Annotated in this window: 31 protein-coding genes; 30 read left to right on the top strand and 1 reads right to left on the bottom strand. The window is 36.5% G+C overall.

Translation table 11 applies throughout. The annotated features are described in order from the left end of the window. Window positions 1-2 precede the first annotated feature (2 nt). The 27 genes from rplW (at window position 3) to rplQ (ending at window position 13450) form a co-directional block, all read left to right on the top strand. Window positions 3-287 carry a 50S ribosomal protein L23 gene (gene rplW / locus SVZ03_15165; GenBank protein MDY6935552.1) on the top strand — a complete coding sequence of 95 codons (285 nt, stop codon included), beginning with the start codon at window positions 3-5 and terminating at the stop codon, window positions 285-287. Between the two features lie 45 nt (window positions 288-332). Continuing rightward, window positions 333-1157: a 50S ribosomal protein L2 gene (gene rplB, locus SVZ03_15160; protein MDY6935551.1), complete on the top strand. Its 825-nt coding sequence runs from the start codon at window positions 333-335 to the stop codon at window positions 1155-1157. A 1-nt stretch (window position 1158) separates the two neighbouring features. Further along, window positions 1159-1446: a 30S ribosomal protein S19 gene (gene rpsS, locus SVZ03_15155; protein ID MDY6935550.1), complete on the top strand. Its 288-nt coding sequence runs from the start codon at window positions 1159-1161 to the stop codon at window positions 1444-1446. Next, complete coding sequence (gene rplV, locus SVZ03_15150; GenBank protein ID MDY6935549.1) at window positions 1446-1784, top strand: 50S ribosomal protein L22; 339 nt, start codon at window positions 1446-1448, stop codon at window positions 1782-1784. The genes rpsS and rplV overlap by 1 nt, the downstream gene beginning before the upstream one ends. A gap of 16 nt (window positions 1785-1800) precedes the next feature. Further along, window positions 1801-2481, top strand: coding sequence for a 30S ribosomal protein S3 (gene rpsC / locus SVZ03_15145; GenBank protein ID MDY6935548.1), 681 nt, complete (start codon window positions 1801-1803; stop codon window positions 2479-2481). A 15-nt stretch (window positions 2482-2496) separates the two neighbouring features. Beyond that, a complete protein-coding gene (gene rplP, locus SVZ03_15140; GenBank protein ID MDY6935547.1) occupies window positions 2497-2907 on the top strand; it encodes a 50S ribosomal protein L16 in 411 nt (136 codons plus the stop codon). A 25-nt stretch (window positions 2908-2932) separates the two neighbouring features. Beyond that, window positions 2933-3142, top strand: coding sequence for a 50S ribosomal protein L29 (gene rpmC / locus SVZ03_15135; protein ID MDY6935546.1), 210 nt, complete (start codon window positions 2933-2935; stop codon window positions 3140-3142). 89 nt (window positions 3143-3231) lie between these two features. Further along, entirely contained in the window at window positions 3232-3483 is a 252-nt protein-coding gene (gene rpsQ / locus SVZ03_15130) for a 30S ribosomal protein S17 (GenBank protein MDY6935545.1), read from the top strand. 7 nt (window positions 3484-3490) lie between these two features. After that, complete coding sequence (gene rplN, locus SVZ03_15125; GenBank protein ID MDY6935544.1) at window positions 3491-3883, top strand: 50S ribosomal protein L14; 393 nt, start codon at window positions 3491-3493, stop codon at window positions 3881-3883. Between the two features lie 76 nt (window positions 3884-3959). After that, window positions 3960-4277, top strand: coding sequence for a 50S ribosomal protein L24 (rplX, locus tag SVZ03_15120; protein ID MDY6935543.1), 318 nt, complete (start codon window positions 3960-3962; stop codon window positions 4275-4277). Between the two features lie 14 nt (window positions 4278-4291). Beyond that, entirely contained in the window at window positions 4292-4834 is a 543-nt protein-coding gene (gene rplE / locus SVZ03_15115; GenBank protein ID MDY6935542.1) for a 50S ribosomal protein L5, read from the top strand. 10 nt (window positions 4835-4844) lie between these two features. Further along, window positions 4845-5030, top strand: a complete 186-nt coding sequence (locus tag SVZ03_15110) for a type Z 30S ribosomal protein S14 (protein ID MDY6935541.1) — start codon at window positions 4845-4847, stop codon at window positions 5028-5030. Window positions 5031-5177: 147 nt separating this feature from the next. Next, entirely contained in the window at window positions 5178-5579 is a 402-nt protein-coding gene (rpsH, locus tag SVZ03_15105; GenBank protein ID MDY6935540.1) for a 30S ribosomal protein S8, read from the top strand. A 122-nt stretch (window positions 5580-5701) separates the two neighbouring features. Then, window positions 5702-6247, top strand: a complete 546-nt coding sequence (rplF, locus tag SVZ03_15100; protein MDY6935539.1) for a 50S ribosomal protein L6 — start codon at window positions 5702-5704, stop codon at window positions 6245-6247. After that, window positions 6247-6609 (top strand): 50S ribosomal protein L18, encoded by a 363-nt coding sequence (gene rplR, locus SVZ03_15095; protein MDY6935538.1) that lies wholly within the window; start codon window positions 6247-6249, stop codon window positions 6607-6609. The genes rplF and rplR overlap by 1 nt, the downstream gene beginning before the upstream one ends. Before the next feature lie 12 nt (window positions 6610-6621). After that, entirely contained in the window at window positions 6622-7137 is a 516-nt protein-coding gene (gene rpsE / locus SVZ03_15090; GenBank protein ID MDY6935537.1) for a 30S ribosomal protein S5, read from the top strand. Window positions 7138-7148: 11 nt separating this feature from the next. Continuing rightward, window positions 7149-7337 (top strand): 50S ribosomal protein L30, encoded by a 189-nt coding sequence (gene rpmD, locus SVZ03_15085; GenBank protein MDY6935536.1) that lies wholly within the window; start codon window positions 7149-7151, stop codon window positions 7335-7337. 9 nt (window positions 7338-7346) lie between these two features. Beyond that, window positions 7347-7802 (top strand): 50S ribosomal protein L15, encoded by a 456-nt coding sequence (rplO, locus tag SVZ03_15080; protein ID MDY6935535.1) that lies wholly within the window; start codon window positions 7347-7349, stop codon window positions 7800-7802. 15 nt (window positions 7803-7817) lie between these two features. Next, complete coding sequence (gene secY, locus SVZ03_15075) at window positions 7818-9161, top strand: preprotein translocase subunit SecY (GenBank protein MDY6935534.1); 1344 nt, start codon at window positions 7818-7820, stop codon at window positions 9159-9161. 28 nt (window positions 9162-9189) lie between these two features. Next, complete coding sequence (gene map / locus SVZ03_15070) at window positions 9190-9954, top strand: type I methionyl aminopeptidase (GenBank protein MDY6935533.1); 765 nt, start codon at window positions 9190-9192, stop codon at window positions 9952-9954. A gap of 12 nt (window positions 9955-9966) precedes the next feature. Continuing rightward, entirely contained in the window at window positions 9967-10188 is a 222-nt protein-coding gene (gene infA, locus SVZ03_15065) for a translation initiation factor IF-1 (GenBank protein ID MDY6935532.1), read from the top strand. A gap of 71 nt (window positions 10189-10259) precedes the next feature. After that, entirely contained in the window at window positions 10260-10388 is a 129-nt protein-coding gene (gene rpmJ, locus SVZ03_15060; protein ID MDY6935531.1) for a 50S ribosomal protein L36, read from the top strand. Window positions 10389-10411: 23 nt separating this feature from the next. Beyond that, a complete protein-coding gene (rpsM, locus tag SVZ03_15055) occupies window positions 10412-10783 on the top strand; it encodes a 30S ribosomal protein S13 (GenBank protein MDY6935530.1) in 372 nt (123 codons plus the stop codon). A 21-nt stretch (window positions 10784-10804) separates the two neighbouring features. Then, a complete protein-coding gene (gene rpsK / locus SVZ03_15050) occupies window positions 10805-11191 on the top strand; it encodes a 30S ribosomal protein S11 (GenBank protein ID MDY6935529.1) in 387 nt (128 codons plus the stop codon). A gap of 19 nt (window positions 11192-11210) precedes the next feature. Continuing rightward, window positions 11211-11840: a 30S ribosomal protein S4 gene (gene rpsD / locus SVZ03_15045; GenBank protein ID MDY6935528.1), complete on the top strand. Its 630-nt coding sequence runs from the start codon at window positions 11211-11213 to the stop codon at window positions 11838-11840. Between the two features lie 177 nt (window positions 11841-12017). Next, window positions 12018-12983: a DNA-directed RNA polymerase subunit alpha gene (locus SVZ03_15040; protein ID MDY6935527.1), complete on the top strand. Its 966-nt coding sequence runs from the start codon at window positions 12018-12020 to the stop codon at window positions 12981-12983. Between the two features lie 11 nt (window positions 12984-12994). Further along, window positions 12995-13450 (top strand): 50S ribosomal protein L17, encoded by a 456-nt coding sequence (gene rplQ / locus SVZ03_15035; protein ID MDY6935526.1) that lies wholly within the window; start codon window positions 12995-12997, stop codon window positions 13448-13450. 128 nt (window positions 13451-13578) lie between these two features. Here the strand turns inward: rplQ and SVZ03_15030 are convergent, their stop codons facing one another. Further along, complete coding sequence (locus tag SVZ03_15030; GenBank protein ID MDY6935525.1) at window positions 13579-14451, bottom strand: hypothetical protein; 873 nt, start codon at window positions 14449-14451, stop codon at window positions 13579-13581. Window positions 14452-14794: 343 nt separating this feature from the next. On the opposite strand from SVZ03_15030, the gene SVZ03_15025 reads away from it, so the two are divergent. The 3 genes from SVZ03_15025 to SVZ03_15015 all read left to right on the top strand — a co-directional run bounded on the left by SVZ03_15025 (window position 14795) and on the right by SVZ03_15015 (window position 17819). Continuing rightward, window positions 14795-15688: a DUF2225 domain-containing protein gene (locus tag SVZ03_15025; GenBank protein MDY6935524.1), complete on the top strand. Its 894-nt coding sequence runs from the start codon at window positions 14795-14797 to the stop codon at window positions 15686-15688. Beyond that, window positions 15649-16443 carry a tRNA pseudouridine(38-40) synthase TruA gene (gene truA, locus SVZ03_15020; GenBank protein MDY6935523.1) on the top strand — a complete coding sequence of 265 codons (795 nt, stop codon included), beginning with the start codon at window positions 15649-15651 and terminating at the stop codon, window positions 16441-16443. The genes SVZ03_15025 and truA overlap by 40 nt, the downstream gene beginning before the upstream one ends. Before the next feature lie 233 nt (window positions 16444-16676). Then, the gene (locus SVZ03_15015) at window positions 16677-17819 is read left to right on the top strand and encodes a Coenzyme F420 hydrogenase/dehydrogenase, beta subunit C-terminal domain (GenBank protein ID MDY6935522.1); all 1143 of its coding nucleotides are present in this window, start codon (window positions 16677-16679) and stop codon (window positions 17817-17819) included. The last annotated feature ends 250 nt before the right edge of the window (window positions 17820-18069 follow it).

Below are 18069 nucleotides of genomic sequence, written 5' to 3'. Positions count from 1 at the left end.
TTATGAATTATAATGACATATTGGTCAAACCAGTGGTTTCAGAAAAGACTACTGTTATGTCAGAAGAAAATAAATATGTTTTTCGTGTGTCGATGAAAGCCAATAAACATCTTGTTAAAAAGGCTGTTAAGGAGATTTATAACGTTAATCCTGTTAAGGTTAATGTCATGAATGTAAGGGGACGTCGTAAAAGGGTTCGATACCAATATGGTTACACTTCAGGCTGGAAAAAGGCAATAGTAACATTGCGAGAGGGAGATAAGATTGAGCTTTTTGAGCATCAGTAATTATATTTAGTTATTAATTAATAAATTGAATATTAGGAATATTAGATGGGGATAAAAAAATTTAAGCCTGTCACGCCAACATTAAGATATAAAACAGTACTCACCTTTGATGAGATTACTACTGATAAGCCTTTAAAAAGTCTATGCACTGGGAAGAAAGAGTATGCAGGAAGGGGTTTTAAGGGTCAGATATCTGTTCGCAGAAGGGGAGGGGGGCATAAGAGGAAATATAGGGCAATAGATTTTAAGAGAGATAAATATATGATTGAGGGACTGGTGAAGACAATTGAGTATGATCCAAATAGATCTGCAAATATAGCACTGATAGCCTATAGGGATGGTGAAAAAAGATATATTATTGCTCCTGACACCCTCAAGGTAGATGATAGGATAATGTCTGGCGAAGGTGCGGAGATTAAAGTAGGGAATGCGCTTCCACTTAAGAAGATTCCACTTGGGACAAGCATATATAATATTGAACTGCATAGGGGAAAAGGGGGTCAGCTTTCCAGATCGGCTGGCACCTCGGCTCATATAACAGCAAAGGAGGGAAACTATACTCTAGTAAAGTTGCCCTCAGGTGAATTAAGAAAAATACATAAGGAATGTTATGCGACTATTGGAGAGGTAGGGAATAAGGATCACGTTAACATCGATATTGGCAAGGCTGGGAGATCGAGGTGGTTGAATAAACGGCCAAAGGTTAGGGGTGTTGCAATGAATCCAGTAGATCATCCCCTTGGTGGAGGGGAGGGTAAGGCCTCAGGTGGTAGGCATCCAGTATCTCCAACAGGAGTTCCGACAAAGGGCTATAAGACAAGGAAGAAGAACAAATACAGCAATAAAATGATATTAAAGCGAAGGAAATAGAATGGCTAGATCAATTAAAAAGGGGCCATATATAGATATTCGGCTCTTTAGAAAAATAGAAGAGATGAATTCTTCTAACACTAAAAGGGCTATTAAGACTTGGTCAAGGCGATCAACAATATTTCCTGAGATGATAGGCCATACTTTAATGGTCTATAATGGAAAGGTTTTTATCCCAGTGTATATTACAGAGAATATGGTGGGTCATAAACTGGGTGAGTTCTCTCCTACAAGGACATATAGAGGACATACAAGCAAGGATGATAAGATAGCGAGGAGAAAGAGGTAATGGACGTCAGAGCAATATCCCGTTACAATAGGATATCCGCCTCAAAGGCAAGGCTTGTAGCAAATGAAATAAGGGGATATTCTTTTCGTGAAGCAGTAGAAACCTTGAAGGCTATTACAAAGAAGGCGTCAGGGATGATATTAAAAACCCTATATTCAGCTGGCGCAAATGCTAAATACAAAAATCCTGATATTTTAGAAGATGATCTATATATTAAAAAAATATGTATTGATGAGGGACCTACATTAAAGAGATATATGCCCAGAGCTCGAGGAAGGGCGACAAGAATAAGAAAGCGTACCAGCACCATAATGATTGTATTGTCTGATCAGGAATAAATTATAGGATAGTTAAATGGGACAAAAAGTCAATCCAATAGGCCTTAGAGTTGGCATAATTAGAACATGGGATTCTATTTGGCATGAACAGAAGGATTTATACGTCAAATATTTTCATGAAGATCTAGCCATACGGGAGTTTATTGAGAAGAAGCATCAAAATGCGGGGATTGCTAAAGTCATTATTGAAAGGTTCCCAGACAGAGTCAATGTCAATATACATGCTGCAAGGCCAGGAATTCTTATAGGTAGGAAAGGAATTGATATTGAAGCAATGAAGAAGGATATTCAGAAGATTGCTTCCAAGTCTGTATACATAAATATTATTGAAGTAAAAAAGGTTGAGAGAAACTCAAAATTAATAGCTGAGCAGATATCAATTCAAGTAAGGGGTAGATTCCCCTACAGAAGAGCAATAAAGCAGGCCATAGCCGGAGCCATTAGGGGTGGGGCGCTGGGTATCAAGGTTACCATATCTGGCAGATTAAATGGGGCTGAGATGGCTAGAACTGAATCATACAAAGAGGGGCGGATCCCTTTGCATACCCTTAGAGCTGATATTGATTACGGATTTGCAGAGGCTTTGACAACATTTGGTTTGATTGGTGTGAAGGTTTGGATATATAATGGCGATATTTTGGAACATAAGGATGAACTTGAAGAGGATAAATACACTGTTCAGAGAAAATTGCAGTAAAATAGGTTAATTGCTATGTTAATGCCAAAGAGAACAAAACATAGGAAGAGACAGCGTGGTAGGATGAAGGGTAAGGCCTATAGAGGATCAAAGATTATCTATGGTGAATTTGCATTAAAATCCCTTGAGTGTGGTAGGATATCGAATAGACAGATTGAAGCTGCTCGAATTGCGATCTCAAGAAAGGTAAAGAGGGGCGGTAAGCTTTGGATACGTATTTTCCCTGATTACCCATATACTAAGAAACCAGCAGAAACAAGAATGGGGAAGGGTAAGGGCAATCCTGAAGGATGGTATGCCATAATAAAACCTGGAAGAATACTCTTTGGGCTTGCTGGTGTTGATGAAGAACTGGCAAGGGCGGCCTTGAGGTTAGCCTCTTTCAAATTGCCTGTAAAGACGAAGATCGTATCTCGAGATGATTAGGTAATAATATTTAGGGAAAATAGAGATGAAGGGCAAGTTAGAAGAGTTGAGTATTGAAGAGCTAAACAGGAGCTTAGCTGAGACAAAAGAGGAGTTGAGAAAGGAGAGGTTTAGTAGTGTCACCAGCAGGCTTGAAAATCCAAAGAAAATAGGATACCTAAAGAAGCATATAGCAAGGATATTGACCCTAAAAAAGGAATATGAATTGGGTATTAGATTACTTAGGGGTAAATAGTATTGGTGATAGCCAATTGGTTTGTTAGTGCATAACTATAACAATTGTATAGGGAGAATAAATACAACTGTCAAAAAGTAGTGGGGAAGATGATGCCTAATAAAAAGCGTATATCTGGAAAGGTCGTTAGCAATAAGATGGATAAGACAATAGTCGTAGAGGTAGAGAGATTGCTAATGCACTCTTTATATAATAAATCTATGGTTAGGGCCAAGCGTGTATTGAGTCATGATGAGAGGAATGAGTGTTCCATTGGAGATATGGTTATAATTGAAGAAACACGACCAATTTCAAAAGAGAAGAGATATAGATTGATTGAAGTTACTCAAAAGGTTCAGTAGGGTATATATGATACAAGTCCAAACAATGTTAAATGTCGCGGATAATAGTGGTGTAAAGGCCGTACAGTGCATTAGGGTGTTGGGTGATAGTGGAAGAAGGTATGCAACGGTTGGTGATGTTATTGTTGTCGCGGTTAAGGATGCTCAGCCTGCTTACGGATTGAAGGATTCTACTGGTAAAAAGGTGCACTCTAAAGCTGTCTTGAGGGCTGTTGTGGTTAGGACTAAAAAGCCAGTGAAACGTAATGATGGAACCTATATAAAGTTTGATGATAATGCAGTGGCTATTATAGATAATAAAGGTGAACCTAAGGGTTCTAGGATATTTGGGCCTGTAGCGAGAGAATTGAGAGATAGAAATTTTTTAAAGATTATATCCCTTGCTCCAGAGGTTTTGTAACAAACTTTATTGAAATGGATTGGTAATGTGAAGGGAATAAAGTGTTACAATCTAATGTTGTTAAAGGTAATTTGATATGAATAAGACAAAGATCAAGAAGAATGATAATGTTGTAGTGATTACTGGTTTTGATCGGGGAAATCGTGGAAAGGTGCTACACGTTGATAGAAAATCGGGGAGAGTTATTGTTGAGGGAGTAAATAAGAAAAAGAAATATGTCAGGCCTTCTCAGGAAAATCCGAAGGGAGGAATTATCAGCCTTGAGCGGCCGATTCAGATATCTAACATTATGGTTTTTTGTGAAAAGTGTAAGAAGGGAGTTCGAATTGGAACTAAATTGTCGGATAATAAAAAGACGCGAGTCTGTATAAAGTGCGGTAATAACTTTGATTGATTTGGATTGTAGAAATGGTGCCAAGACTTAAAGAGGAATATCAGAAAAATATTAAGCAGAGATTAGTTGATAGCTTAAAGTATAAATCCGTTATGCAGGTTCCCAAACTTGAGAAGATTGTTCTTAATGTTGGTCTGGGTGAGGCACATGCAAACCCCAATGCTTTAAGTGCAGCTATGGATGAACTGACAATTATTACCGGACAGAAGTCAGTAAAGACCTTAGCCAAGAAACCTATATCTAATTTCAAGATCAGGGAGGGATATGAGGTTGGTTGTAGAGTGACTGTAAGGGGTAATAGGATGTATGAATTCCTTGATAGGCTTATAAACGTTTCCTTGCCAAGGGTTAGAGATTTTAGAGGTCTTTCAACGAAGTCATTTGATAGTTTTGGGAATTATAATTTTTCTATTAAAGAGCAGATCATTTTTCCGGAAATCAATTTTGATAAGGTTGATAAGATACATGGAATTAACATTACAATAGTTACAACAGCTAAATCTAAGGAAGAGAGTCTTGCCCTTCTAAATGAGTTTAAAATGCCATTTAGGGGATAGAGGTATTATTATGGCAAAAATAAGTATGATAGCAAAACATAATAGACCCAGGAAATTTAGGGTTCGTGAACACAATAGATGTAAGATTTGTGGTAGACCAAGAGGTTATTTACGAAGGTTTGGTTTATGTAGAATATGTTTTCGTCAATTGGCAAATGAGGGCAAGATACCGGGAGTAATTAAGTCATCATGGTAATTTTTGAGAGCATTGAAGATTTCTTTGTTTGTTTGGCAGAACGGAGTTTAATTCGATTATAGATATTAAAATAAGATAAGTAATAAATTGATCAGTATAATTATCCATGGATAGATTTTTCTATCTGAGTGAAGAAAGGATTATGTTATGAGTGGTGTATCAGATCCTGTAGCAGACATGTTGACAAGAGTCAGAAATGCTGTGAAGGCCGGACATATGAAGGTTGATATCCCTCCTTCAAAAATGAAGGTAGCAATTGCAAGGATTTTGAAAAATGAGGGGTTTATTAAACACTTTAAAATAATTAGTGGAAAGGATCATAAGCTTTTAAGGTTGTATTTGAAGTATGGTCAAAATAGCCAGCCTGTGATTATTACTCTTAGGAGAATCAGTAAACCAGGCCGTAGAGTTTATATCAAAGCTCAGGATTTGAGGCCAGTTATAAATAATGTTGGGATTTGGATTTTGTCAACATCTAAAGGGGTGGTTACAAACAGGGTAGCCAAGAAGTTGAATGTTGGCGGAGAGGTTTTATGTGAGGTCTCTTAGTAACTTCGTTGAGATCTATATTGAGCTTATTCCCCTTCCTTGTATTGTTATATAGTTTTATATTGATATAAATTGAGATAGGATAGGGTTAATTTTAAGGGTATATATATCGAGAAATCATTATGTCAAGAGTTGGGAAAAAACCGATTGAGATACCCAATGGGGTTATGATAAGGATTGATGGTGGAGTCATCAATGTTGAGGGCCCTTTGGGTAAACAAAACCAGTATCTTTTTGAAGGGATTGAGATAAAGATTGAGGATAAAATACTCCAGGTCATAAATGTAGGGTGTGAGAGTGATAGGAATCAACGGGCATTGCATGGACTATCCCGATCCCTAATAGCCAATATGATTACTGGAGTATCAAAGGGATTTGAGCGTGATTTGGAGATTGTTGGAGTAGGTTATAGAGCGACCCAGCAAAATCAAGATGTAGTGTTTCAATTGGGTTTTTCACATAATGTCCAGTTTTCACCCCCTGACGGAACAACTGTTGAGGTTATTGAGCCAACCCTTATAAAGGTAAAGGGGGTAAGCAAACAGCAGGTGGGGCAGGTAGCAGCGGATATCAGGAGATTACGTCCTCCGGAACCCTATAAGGGTAAGGGTATTAGATACCGGGGAGAATATGTAAGAAGGAAGGCTGGTAAAGCAGGGAAAAAATAATGTCTAAGATTGCGTTGAAGAAAAAAAGGTATCAGAGAAGAAGGCTTAGGGTTAAGCAGAAGATACGGTCAAACATAGATAGATTAAGGTTATGTATATCGAAGAGTAATAGATATCTCTATGTACAGATAATTGATGACTCAAAGGGTCACACCCTTGTCTCTGCATCAACACTTGGTAAGGAATTTCCAGAAGCCAAGGGAGGAAACATTGATGCTGCAAAGGTCTTAGGAAAGATTATAGCACAGAGGGCTTTAGATAAAGGTATAAAGCGGGTTGTATTTGATAGGAATGGTTATCTCTATCATGGTAGAGTAAAGGCTTTAGCTGATTCAGCGAGAGAAAATGGTCTTGAATTTTAGAGGTGAACTCATATGGATATAGAAAGAAAAATAACAGAAGATGAGGATTTAGAATTGACTGAAAAGGTTATTGTCATAAATCGTGTGACAAAAGTTGTTAAGGGTGGAAGACGCTTTTCCTTCAATGCTTTATCAGTGGTTGGTGATGAGAATGGTCATGTTGGAATGGGTTTTGGAAAGGCGAATGAAGTGCCAGATGCAATTAGGAAGAGTGTTGAAAATGCAAAGAGGAATATTTATAGGATAAATCTAAAAAAGAATACAATACCCCATATAGTAATAGGGAAGTTTAAATCAGCTAGAGTAATAATGAAACCGGCTTCGCAAGGTACTGGAATCATTGCTGGTTCTGCTGTGAGGGCAGTTGTAGAAAAGGTGGGTATATCAGATATTTTGACCAAATCTCAAGGATCGCGTAATTCTTTGAATATAGCAAAAGCTACAATGTTGGGATTATTACAACTTCGGAGTCTGGAAGAGGTGGCAAAATTGCGGGATGTTTCAGTAAATAGGTTAATGGGATTATAGAGAGCGCTTATATGGCTGGAAGGATTATTATAAAACAGATAAAGAGCAAGATCGGCTCTAAACCAAAGCAGAGAGCAACCCTTACCGCATTAGGGCTTAGGAAGATGGGAGCTGAGCGTGAGCATGATGATAATAATGTGATTAGGGGTATGATTGAGAGGGTAAAACATTTAGTAGAAGTAAGAAATATAAGTGATTAGAGAAATTATATGCAATATCATTTAAAAAGACCGTCATCGATCAAGTTGAGGAAGAGAATTGGCCGTGGCATTGGCAGCGGGCATGGAAAGACAAGTTGCAGGGGTCAGAAGGGGCAGATGTCGAGATCAGGGAGCAGGCGAAGGGCATGGTTCGAGGGTGGTCAAATGCCAATTCAAAGACGAGTACCCAAGAGGGGTTTTACCAATATATTTAAAAAAAATTATCAGAATGTAAATTTATCGCAATTGACGAAGCTTGATTCAGAAGTAGTAAATCCGGAACTCTTGAGTAAGGCTGGTATAATAAAGGATGCAAAGAGTCTATTAAAGGTTTTAGGAGATGGTCATGTTGATAAGCCAATAAGTGTTATCGCTGATGCATTTTCAAAATCTGCCAAGGAGAAAATTGAGGGAGCAGGTGGGAGAGTGATCCTTAAAAAGGATATGTTACAAACAGAGAAATAGTGAAAGGCAAATTTTATGGCAAGTGCTGTAGTAAATATTTTTAAAATTCCTGAACTCAGACGGAAGGTCTTTTTTACATTATTTATTTTGATCATATATCGGGTAGGTTGTCATATCCCGATTCCTGGCATTAATGTAGAGGCATTAAAAGCATATTTTGATCAAGCCTCAAAAAGTGCTGCTGGAGGTTTGTTAGACTTCTTTGATCTCTTCGCTGGAGGTGCCTTAAAGAGATTTACTATTTTTGCATTAGGCATAATGCCATACATATCGGCATCTATAATTATGCAACTACTAAATGTTGTGATACCTGCACTTGAACGATTGAGCAAGGAGGGGCCTGAGGGATATAAGAAGATTAACCAATATACAAGATATGGAACGGTATTTCTATGTGCTATCCAGTCTTTAGGTCTGACATTTTGGATGAAGTCGATGACCTCTCCAAAGGGATCTGTAGTACCGAGGGATTCAGGTGTAGAATTTATTATAATTGCAGTATTAGCCATTACCACAGGCACAATGGTATTGATGTGGCTTGGTGAACTAATAACAGAGAAGGGGATTGGGAATGGTATTTCCCTATTAATATTTGCGGGTATTGTTGTTAGGGCGCCCTCTGCTGTTATGGATACCCTGAACAGGATCATAACAAGAAGCGATCCCATAATAGGAATAATACTATTAGGAATATTCCTACTGGTAATTGCTGCTTCCATAATGTTGACTCTTGGCACTAGGAAAATACCAGTACAATACGGCAAGAGGGTAGTAGGCAGAAGGATGGTGCAGATGAAGTCTCAGGCTATACCCTTAAGAGTCAACGCAGCTGGTGTTATTCCCATAATCTTTGCCTCTTCAGTCATGTTGTTCCCAACACAAATTAGTAATATGCTTGGAGTAAGTAAGTATGCAATTTTTACTAAGATACAATATTGGTTATCTCCAGGACAGTTCCTTTATATGATATTTTATAGTGTGTTAATAGTATTTTTTTGTTATTTTTATACAGCTATACAATTTAATCCTGTAGATATTGCTGATAATTTAAAGAAGTACGGAGGATTTATCCCTGGCATTAGACCAGGAAAAAAGACATCGGATTATATAATGAGGATCCTTAATCGGGTAACGCTGTCAGGATCAATTTTTCTTGCGCTAATAGCCATTGTGCCTGATTTTATTATACGTATATGGCCCGAGGAGGTTTCTCCAGAGATGGCTTATCTCTTTGGCGGAACATCATTATTAATCATTGTTGGTGTGGCTCTTGATACCCTTAAGCAGATAGAATCTCAGTTGTTAATAAGACATTATGATGGTTTCATCAAAAAGGGCAGGATAAGGGGTAGACGTTGATATTTGAGGTTATGGGAAAGGGATTGTTTTGGGGATTTATTTATATAACCTTGAGCAGGTTAAGAGAATTGAAGAGGCGTGTCTTATTGTTGCTGAGGCGCTTGATAAAATTGAAGAGATTATTGACGTTGGCACCTCAACTTATGAGATCGATCGATTGGCGAGAGATATTATCGATAGGTCAGGAGGAAGGCCAGCATTTCTTGGATATAGGGGTTACCCAGCAGTAGTCTGTACCTCAATTAATCAAGAAGTAGTCCATGGCATTCCTGATAAGGGTATTAAACTAGAAGATGGCGATATAATAGGAATAGATATTGGCGTAGAATACAAAGGATTTTATGGAGATACTGCAAGAACATATGCAGTGGGAAAATTAAAACATGATGCGGAATTATTATTGAAGGCTACAAAAGAATCATTATATGCAGGCGTTCGTGAGTGCGTAGTGGGTAATAGGATTTCTGATATATCCAATGCAGTGGAAACCTGTGTAAGGCAATATGGATTTTCTCCGGTAAGAGATTATGTAGGACATGGCATTGGAAATTCGCTACATGAAGAGCCCTCTATTCCAAATTTTGGTGAATCAGGGCGGGGACCCAGAATAATAAATGGGATGGTTTTGGCCATTGAACCAATGATAAATATTGGCACCTATGAGGTTGATCTTCAGGATGATGGATGGACCGTAGTTACTAGAGACAGAAAATTATCTGCACATTTTGAACATACTATCGCTGTTATAGAAGGAAGAGCGAAAATATTAACAAAGGGAAAGAGATTTAATTGAATAAATAGTATTATGGCTAAGGAAGAACCCATTGAGGTTGAAGGCGTAGTGGTTGAGCTGTTGCCTAATGCAATGTTTAGAGTTAAGCTTGACAATGATGGACCAGTAGTATTAGCTCATATATCCGGTAAGATGAGGATGCATTATATCAGGATTTTATCCGGGGATAGGGTGACGGTTGAATTATCACCATATGATTTGACAAGAGGTAGAATCGTATACCGTTATAAATAATTAGGGAAATATAAGATTTTATAGGTTGTAGTTAATGATTTGTTTTTGGATTCATAGGGCAGAGGGAAAATATGAAAGTGAGAGTTTCAGTTAAGAAGATATGTAATGATTGTAAAATAATTAAACGTGAAGGCGTAGTTCGTGTTATCTGTAAGAATCCTAGACATAAGCAGCGTCAAAAGAAGAGAAATGTCGGATAATATTAAATAAGAGGAAGGTTTAAATGGCAAGAATTGCGGGTGTAGATCTGCCAAATGATAAGAGAATAGAGATAGCCCTGACACGTATCTTTGGAATAGGGCTTTCAACCTCAAAAAATATCCTATATGAGACGGGAGTTGATGCAAATAGAAGGGTTAAGGATTTAACAGATGAAGAAATTAGCTCTTTAAGAAGGTCCATTGAAAAGAATTACAAGATCGAGGGTGATTTGAGAACTGAGATTACGATGAATATCAAGCGCCTAATGGACATCGGATGTTATAGGGGTATTAGACACAGGCGAGGATTACCATTGAGAGGTCAGAATACAAAAAATAATGCAAGAACATCTAAGGGGAATAAAAAACCCCTCTTAAGCCGTAAAAAGAGATAATACAAAGGAAAATAGAAATACGTGAAACAGAAGAGAACCAGAAAAAAGGAAAAAAAGAATATACCAGTAGGCAAGGCCTTTATCCGAGCTACATATAACAATACTATAATAACAATTACTGATATGAACGGTGATGTTATTAGTTGGGCATCCGCAGGTGGTGAAGGATTCAAAGGCTCAAGAAAATCTACTCCTTTTGCCGCACAGATGGCAGCTAAGGTGGCTGCACAAAAGGCTATGGATATCGCTGGATTGCGAATAGTCGAGGTAATGGTGAAGGGGCCTGGAATTGGCAGGGAGGCAGCTATAAGATCTCTTGCTCATTCTGGCCTGAATATTACAAAAATTAAGGATGTAACCAGAATACCACATAATGGTTGTAGGCCGCCAAAGCGTAGAAGGGTATAATTTATACAAGGAATAATCGATGGCAAAGTATGTTGGACCGTCATGTAAATTATGTAGAAGAGAGATGATGCCTTTGATGCTGAAGGGGCAACGGTGCCTTTCGGATAAGTGTGCATTAAAGAGAAAGAAATATCCTCCTGGGCCACCACGGAAAAGGAGAACTAAATTTTCTGACTATGGGATGCAGCTTCGAGCTAAGCAAAAAGTCAAAATAAGCTATGGTATGTTAGAGAGACAGTTTAAAAGAAACTTTGAAGACGCCACAAGGATGAAAGGAGCAACAGGTGAGAATATGCTCTCACTTCTTGAGAGAAGATTGGATAATGTTATTTATCGAATGGGTTTTGCCTCATCCAGAGGACAGGCCAGACAATTTATCCAACATAGACATGTATTAGTGAATGGCGATATTGTGGATATACCATCCTATAGAGTTAAGGAAGGGACAACTGTAGAGATTAGGGATAATTTTAAGAATAATGTAATGCTTGAGGATTCGGTTAAGCTATCTAAGGCTACTAGCTCTATTCCTGAATGGGTAGAAATTAATTTTGATGACAAAAAGGGCACAGTAGTAAGGTTGCCCACCAGGCAGGATGTGGAGATCGATTTTAATGAACGATTGGTAGTTGAATTATATTCAAAATAAATATACTTTTTGTATAATAACTTCTCAATAAGAGGGGTCCCCATTAAATAAATTTGTAATAAATGAATTTATTGTATTAGACTACCCCTTCTCATACCAATTGAGATATTAATAAGAAACAATAATAAGAAAGTAATTATATGTCATCCAGTTTGATTTAATATTATGGAGGTAGGAATGGCTCATAAGAATCTTTTGAAGGGTTTCAAAAGGCCATCCAGGATCATATTTGAACATGAGGAATTAGAGTCGAATTACGGAAAATTTATTGCTGAACCATTTGAGAAGGGATATGGATTAACTATTGGTAATTCGATTAGAAGGGTCCTCCTGTCATCTATAGAAGGGGCTGCAATATCAGCAATAAAGATCGAAGGCGTTCCACATGAGTTTTATGCTATAGATGGTGTATATGAGGATGTTACGAGAATAATTCTAAACTTGAAACAGCTTAGGCTGAAATATCATGGTGAAATACCTAAGGTCTTACACGTAATAAAGGAAGGACCTAGTACTCTAGTAGGAGCTGATTTTGATGTTGACTCTGAGATTGAGGTGATGAATAAGGATATCGTTATTGCTACCTTAAATGAATCAGGGAAAATTGATATTGAGGTACAGGTCGAAAATGGACGTGGGTATGTGCCTGCAGAGTTGAGTAAGGGTAGTTCAGATGTTATTGGTGTTATACCCATTGATACAATATTTACACCCATAAAAAGGGTAAATATAAGAGTGGAAGACACTAGGGTAGGACAGAGAACTGATTATGATAAATTGATACTTGAGATATGGACTGACGGATCCATATCACCAGATGATGCCCTGTCTCAAGCAGCCAAGATTATTAAGGATCATATGACCATATTTATCAATTTTGAAGAAGAGATAGAGGAAGATGGTGAGGTTGTTGAAGAAGATTACGAAAGGATGAAAGGTCTGTTGTTAAAGCCTGTAGAGGAACTTGGGATATCCGTAAGAGCATTTAATATGATGAATAGTCTGGATATAATAGTATTAGAACAACTGGTTCGTAAAACAGAAGAGGAATTAAGGAAATCAAAATATTTTAGTGATAATACACTTAAAGAAGTAAAGGAAAAGTTGGAAATATTACATTTAAGCCTCGGATTGAAGGAATAAGGGAGAAAACAATGAGGCACAAGAATAGCGTAAAACAATTAGGCAGAACCCATTCTCACAGAAAGGCCATGTATAGCAATATGGTTACATCTTTTTTTATAAACGAGAGAATAATAACCACAAAACAGAAGGGCAAGGAATTAAAGAAGATTTCAGAACGTTTGATAACCAGAGCCAAGAGGAATCTATTCTTGCAAGAAGGACAGGTTGGAGAAAGACTTCATAATAAAAGGGTTGTTATGCGTGTTATTCGAAACAGGGATGTCGTTGCCAAACTGTTTGATGATATTGCACATAGATATATGAATAGGAATGGGGGTTATACCAGATTATTACTCCTGGGAAGAAGGTCAGGCGATGCTGCTGAAATGGCCCTTGTTGAACTTATTGAGAAAAAGTCTATAAAGGACTCTGACGCGCTTCAAGATAAAAAAGAGAAGGATAAAAAGGATAAGAACAAAAAATAATTTGGGAATAAACCCCGATCAATTCCTATTATTGCTTCTCATTCGCCTTCCCTGCTATCACTTTACAGATGACGTCAAATTAATACATCTTCATTGAGAAAGGATTATGATACTAACCCGCTTTATACCTATGGGGGGGGTAATTGATTAATTGTAGTCTTCTTCAAAAGTCTTTTCTTTTCGACTGAATGGATTAAATTGAGGTTGTCATTTGCATCCCTCTTATACTCTTGTGGAATTCTATCATCAAATATAGGGTCTATGTGTTTAGTTCGGAGGTCGTATTTTAATATAATCTCACCAATTTGGTTCATATTAATGATTTTATATATTTCTATTCCATATAATTTGGTTAATTTGCAAAATGTGATAGTGTTGGCATATCTATCAATGATGTAGTTCAAGTTCTGTGTTGTCTTCTTTTTTTTCTTATTGAGTAATTCTATGTTAGGATCATAATAATTTTTTTTTGCTTTTCCTAGTTTCTTGTAGCCGTTGTTTAGATATCTCTCTATTGTTTCTCGATCATGGAATAGGTGATATTCTTTTTCCTCGTATGCTTTAATTCCTTCAATTGGATCATAGGGCCTCTTAAAATAGTTAGCAAAGCCACTGTTGGTACCATATTTGATAAGGATGTCAAAAGATTCTTTAGCGGTTGAATCTAGAATCTCCTCTGCTCGTTTCAAATAAATCGAAGCAAATTTTTTCATTATATTGCATAATTCTTCATATACATTATAAAATTTTTTAGTTGCTAAATCGAAATTTTGACCATAGTATTCCTCTGTGGCATCTTGAAAAAGCTTTTTAATCTCTTCGTATCCTTTTTTTTGTTCATCATTCCCAAAATTTTCTACTACTATTCGCATTGTTCTTAAGTGATTCAGCAATATCGAATAATTTTGTTGTGATTTTAGGGAAGCGGATATGGAATATATATCAGTATTAGTACTAATTATTATAAATGGAATAGATATGTATAATAGTATTTTATTCATTAGCTTAATAGAATTTGTATTTTGTTGTAATATAGTATTTCTCTTCCAAATATAACTGGGGAAACAATAATTTTATATTATAAAGAAAAAATTATAATGATACATTTATATTTTAATATCGTCTTGTTTTAATTTTTTCTTAATCTACTGATGTATTTTTTCTATATAAGCATAGTTTATGCAAGATATATTTAAGATAAGATATTAAAAGGTAATTGATTAATATAAATCTATATAATATGATTTAAGATGTATTAAATGAAACAGTTTATCATATTGAATTATCGATTGTATTATAAACGTTAGTATAATGAATTTATATTAATTATCTGATTGACAAGGAATGAATCGCGATAAGATGGCCCAAAAGAAGATATCCTTCAGGCAAAAGAATCCCACACTATGTCCGGTATGCTCTTATGAATTCTATCGAGAGGAGATGTTGACAGGTGGAGGTAGATTAATAGCTGGTGATCTGACTGATGAGTTAAGGAGAAAATTCGAAAGAAATGAAAAATTTGGGAAGGTGTATCCATTGGCTTATTTGGTGGTTATTTGCCCTAAGTGTCTGTATGCATCATATCCAATGGATTTTAATGAAATCACAATTGAAGAAATTGAAAAAATAAGGACTTCTACACAGTCAAGGATTGATTCTATTAAAAAGTTTTTTGGAGGGATGAGCTTTGAGAATAATAGAAATTTAACATCAGGGGCGGCCTCATTTTTATTATCTGTTGATTGTTATACATATAGGGATAGGAAGGTTGCGCCTACATTTAAAAAGGCAATTTCCTCAATCAGGGCTGCATGGCTCTTTGATGATCTCTTCAACGAGATTAATAATCCTACTTATAAAAAGATATCAGATTTTTTCTATTGGAAGGCCTATGGATTTTATCATCAGGCATTAAAGCTTGTTCAAACCGGTGGTGAGCTTATGGATGGTGTGGGAAATTTAGGGCCTGATTATGATAAAAATTGGGGATATAATGGCTTGCTGTATATGTGTGCAATCCTTACTGTGAAAATTGGCTCAAAAGAACCATTACTAGAGAGGAGGATCAATAATTTTGAGGTGACAAAGAGATATTTGAGTAAACTTTTTGGAAGCGGAAAGACATCAAAGTCAAAACCAGGACCTCTAGTAGATATGATAAGAGATCTATATACAAAAATAAATGAGATGTTAGATCAATGGTATCAGGAAATGGGAGAGAGAGAAAGATTAGAATAGCATTATTGATTCAGTACGATGGGACAATGTTTAATGGGTGGCAGTCCCAAAAAGCAGGACGGACTGTACAGGATGAGATCGAAAGAGCAATAGAGATAATTACTAAAGAGAGAACTCGTATAGTTGCCTCAGGAAGAACTGACACAGGAGTACATTCCTTAGGTCAAGTAGCTCATTTTGATATAGAGAAGAGGATTGATATAAAAAGGCTTTGTATCGGGTTGAACGGTGTTCTGGATTGGGATATTTCAATAAAGAACGCATATGCTGTCCCACAGGATTTTCATGCAAGGTTTAGCGTTCAATCCAGAGAGTATATATATCTGATATACAATCACTATCAGAGAAATCCCTTTATGAATTACAGGGCAATGTGGGTAAATTATAAACTTGATATTGATTTTCTTCGTGAGGCATTATATTTATTAATTGGAGAAAAGGATTTTGCATCTTTTTGTAAAAAAAGATCATCTGATATTAATACCAGAAGGAGAATTGAAGATATTAAGCTTTCGAGGATGGGGGATCTATTGATTATTCAAATACGGGGGAATGCATTTCTACATAACATGATAAGGATAATAGTAGGAACAGTCATTGAGATGTTTAAAAATAAAATGGAACCGAAACATATAATTAATATACTTGCCCAAAGGGATAGAGCATCAAGTGGCATCACAGCTCCATCCTATGGCTTATATTTACATGAAATTGAATATAATCCACCCCTCTCGTCAATGGAATCAGCATTTTAATAGATTCATCACATTAGTAACAGATGATCCATTTGTCGTAGAAATATTTTAACCAAGATACCATGAATTCCAATCAACCCTCACGGATTCTTATTTGATAATTGTTAATCATCCTGCCAATTTATTACATAATACAACTTTATCCTTGACTGAATGTATCAAAATATAACCATAATATTATTTAAGCCGTTAATTGTTTATGAAGTATAATTAATGTATATGGAGAAATACTTATGAATACATCGTTGTTTCAGGAACTTAAAGAGCGAGCTATTGATACTCAATTATGTTTTTTCTGTGGTACATGTGTTGCTGTATGTCCGGCAGACTGTATTGTATTTAAGGACAATGGGCCTGAACTTGACGGAGAATGTACTGACTGTGGACAGTGTCTAGAGACCTGTCCAGGGTTGGGTGCTCCACTTCAGGAATTGGATAGTCTGGTATTTGGCCGTTTGAAAACAGAAGAAGAGGACCAAAGTGGTATGGGGATTTTTATCAAGGACAGAAATCTTGTTAGCGGAGATGAGGAAATATTTAATTGCGGCTATACGGGCGGTAAGATAACAGCTATTCTCGCATATCTTCTGGATAAGAAGGAGATTGATGCAGCTATAATATCCTCCTGGGGTAAAACATCCCCTTTCAACTGGTTGTCATGGCCTATGATCGCAAAAAGTCGAGATGATTTGATTAACGGAACGGGAAGCAAGTACGTATTCAGTCCCAATCTAATAGCTCTAAAAGAGATTTTAGATATGAAGGATATTGATGATGTTGCGTTGGTCGGTTTGGGATGTCATATACAGGGATTGAGGAAGCTGCAATATCTTGGAAAAACATACTCAAATCTGGTAAAGAAGGTAAAATATAGTTTTGGTTTATACTGTGGCGCTCCAATGAAACAAAAGGATGATTTCCTTCTTCATGTTGCAAAACTCTGCGAGGTATCAGAGCAGGATATTATACAAGTTGATTTTAGAAGGGTTTCAATGGAGTTCGATGTCGTTTATGAGGTTGTTCTTAAGGATGGTAGAAAGGTCAGTAAGCAGATGAATATATTCGAGCTATTTCAGATTTTACCTCAATATCAATGTTGGAAGCGATGCAGATTGTGTACTGATTATTCTGCAGAATACGCTGATATTTCATTTGGTGGAGCACATGTGACAAGCCGTACACCAGCAGGCGAGGATATTGTGAAGAGGGCTATTGATGATGGTTGGCTTATCACTCCTCAACAAAATACAAATTCAATGATTGATAACATGGTTGAAGAGATCGATAGGTCAATGGTTATGATGAAAAAGGTAAAGAATAAAAAACGGATATTTGACTATAGAGCAAAGGGAAATCCTACACCAGAATATGATTGATACGATTATTACAATTTATGTTAAATCTGTAGGGTCTTTCCATTTGTTGAAGAGGCTTCTTAGTTGAAAATATAAATTCATCATTTAAGTCACAAGTAATCACTACGCTTATTGAGTACTTATTACGTTTTTATTAGAATGAAACTTTTTCCTAATTAATAATACTTCCCAATACAAATTCATTGACAAAGGATGTTGGTTTCGCTTTATTCGGATTAATTTTAAATTAACAATAAAAAATGTGAAATTT

This window comes from Spirochaetota bacterium, from assembly GCA_034190085.1.
GTDB lineage: Bacteria > Spirochaetota > UBA4802 > UBA4802 > JAFGDQ01 > JAXHTS01.
The sequence above is the reverse complement of the archived record's forward strand: the minus strand, read 5'-3'. Positions and strand labels throughout refer to the sequence as shown.

What these genes read in the sequence shown, in the direction of transcription:
- rplW (MDY6935552.1), top strand. Translation starts at nt 3, where the DNA reads ATGAATTATAATGACATATTGGTCAAACCAGTGGTTTCAGAAAAGACT.
- rplB (MDY6935551.1), top strand. Translation starts at nt 333, where the DNA reads ATGGGGATAAAAAAATTTAAGCCTGTCACGCCAACATTAAGATATAAA.
- rpsS (MDY6935550.1), top strand. Translation starts at nt 1,159, where the DNA reads ATGGCTAGATCAATTAAAAAGGGGCCATATATAGATATTCGGCTCTTT.
- rplV (MDY6935549.1), top strand. Translation starts at nt 1,446, where the DNA reads ATGGACGTCAGAGCAATATCCCGTTACAATAGGATATCCGCCTCAAAG.
- rpsC (MDY6935548.1), top strand. Translation starts at nt 1,801, where the DNA reads ATGGGACAAAAAGTCAATCCAATAGGCCTTAGAGTTGGCATAATTAGA.
- rplP (MDY6935547.1), top strand. Translation starts at nt 2,497, where the DNA reads ATGTTAATGCCAAAGAGAACAAAACATAGGAAGAGACAGCGTGGTAGG.
- rpmC (MDY6935546.1), top strand. Translation starts at nt 2,933, where the DNA reads ATGAAGGGCAAGTTAGAAGAGTTGAGTATTGAAGAGCTAAACAGGAGC.
- rpsQ (MDY6935545.1), top strand. Translation starts at nt 3,232, where the DNA reads ATGATGCCTAATAAAAAGCGTATATCTGGAAAGGTCGTTAGCAATAAG.
- rplN (MDY6935544.1), top strand. Translation starts at nt 3,491, where the DNA reads ATGATACAAGTCCAAACAATGTTAAATGTCGCGGATAATAGTGGTGTA.
- rplX (MDY6935543.1), top strand. Translation starts at nt 3,960, where the DNA reads ATGAATAAGACAAAGATCAAGAAGAATGATAATGTTGTAGTGATTACT.
- rplE (MDY6935542.1), top strand. Translation starts at nt 4,292, where the DNA reads ATGGTGCCAAGACTTAAAGAGGAATATCAGAAAAATATTAAGCAGAGA.
- SVZ03_15110 (MDY6935541.1), top strand. Translation starts at nt 4,845, where the DNA reads ATGGCAAAAATAAGTATGATAGCAAAACATAATAGACCCAGGAAATTT.
- rpsH (MDY6935540.1), top strand. Translation starts at nt 5,178, where the DNA reads ATGAGTGGTGTATCAGATCCTGTAGCAGACATGTTGACAAGAGTCAGA.
- rplF (MDY6935539.1), top strand. Translation starts at nt 5,702, where the DNA reads ATGTCAAGAGTTGGGAAAAAACCGATTGAGATACCCAATGGGGTTATG.
- rplR (MDY6935538.1), top strand. Translation starts at nt 6,247, where the DNA reads ATGTCTAAGATTGCGTTGAAGAAAAAAAGGTATCAGAGAAGAAGGCTT.
- rpsE (MDY6935537.1), top strand. Translation starts at nt 6,622, where the DNA reads ATGGATATAGAAAGAAAAATAACAGAAGATGAGGATTTAGAATTGACT.
- rpmD (MDY6935536.1), top strand. Translation starts at nt 7,149, where the DNA reads ATGGCTGGAAGGATTATTATAAAACAGATAAAGAGCAAGATCGGCTCT.
- rplO (MDY6935535.1), top strand. Translation starts at nt 7,347, where the DNA reads ATGCAATATCATTTAAAAAGACCGTCATCGATCAAGTTGAGGAAGAGA.
- secY (MDY6935534.1), top strand. Translation starts at nt 7,818, where the DNA reads ATGGCAAGTGCTGTAGTAAATATTTTTAAAATTCCTGAACTCAGACGG.
- infA (MDY6935532.1), top strand. Translation starts at nt 9,967, where the DNA reads ATGGCTAAGGAAGAACCCATTGAGGTTGAAGGCGTAGTGGTTGAGCTG.
- rpmJ (MDY6935531.1), top strand. Translation starts at nt 10,260, where the DNA reads ATGAAAGTGAGAGTTTCAGTTAAGAAGATATGTAATGATTGTAAAATA.
- rpsM (MDY6935530.1), top strand. Translation starts at nt 10,412, where the DNA reads ATGGCAAGAATTGCGGGTGTAGATCTGCCAAATGATAAGAGAATAGAG.
- rpsD (MDY6935528.1), top strand. Translation starts at nt 11,211, where the DNA reads ATGGCAAAGTATGTTGGACCGTCATGTAAATTATGTAGAAGAGAGATG.
- SVZ03_15040 (MDY6935527.1), top strand. Translation starts at nt 12,018, where the DNA reads ATGGCTCATAAGAATCTTTTGAAGGGTTTCAAAAGGCCATCCAGGATC.
- rplQ (MDY6935526.1), top strand. Translation starts at nt 12,995, where the DNA reads ATGAGGCACAAGAATAGCGTAAAACAATTAGGCAGAACCCATTCTCAC.
- SVZ03_15030 (MDY6935525.1), bottom strand. Translation starts at nt 14,451, where the DNA reads ATGAATAAAATACTATTATACATATCTATTCCATTTATAATAATTAGT.
- SVZ03_15025 (MDY6935524.1), top strand. Translation starts at nt 14,795, where the DNA reads ATGAATCGCGATAAGATGGCCCAAAAGAAGATATCCTTCAGGCAAAAG.
- truA (MDY6935523.1), top strand. Translation starts at nt 15,649, where the DNA reads ATGGTATCAGGAAATGGGAGAGAGAGAAAGATTAGAATAGCATTATTG.
- SVZ03_15015 (MDY6935522.1), top strand. Translation starts at nt 16,677, where the DNA reads ATGAATACATCGTTGTTTCAGGAACTTAAAGAGCGAGCTATTGATACT.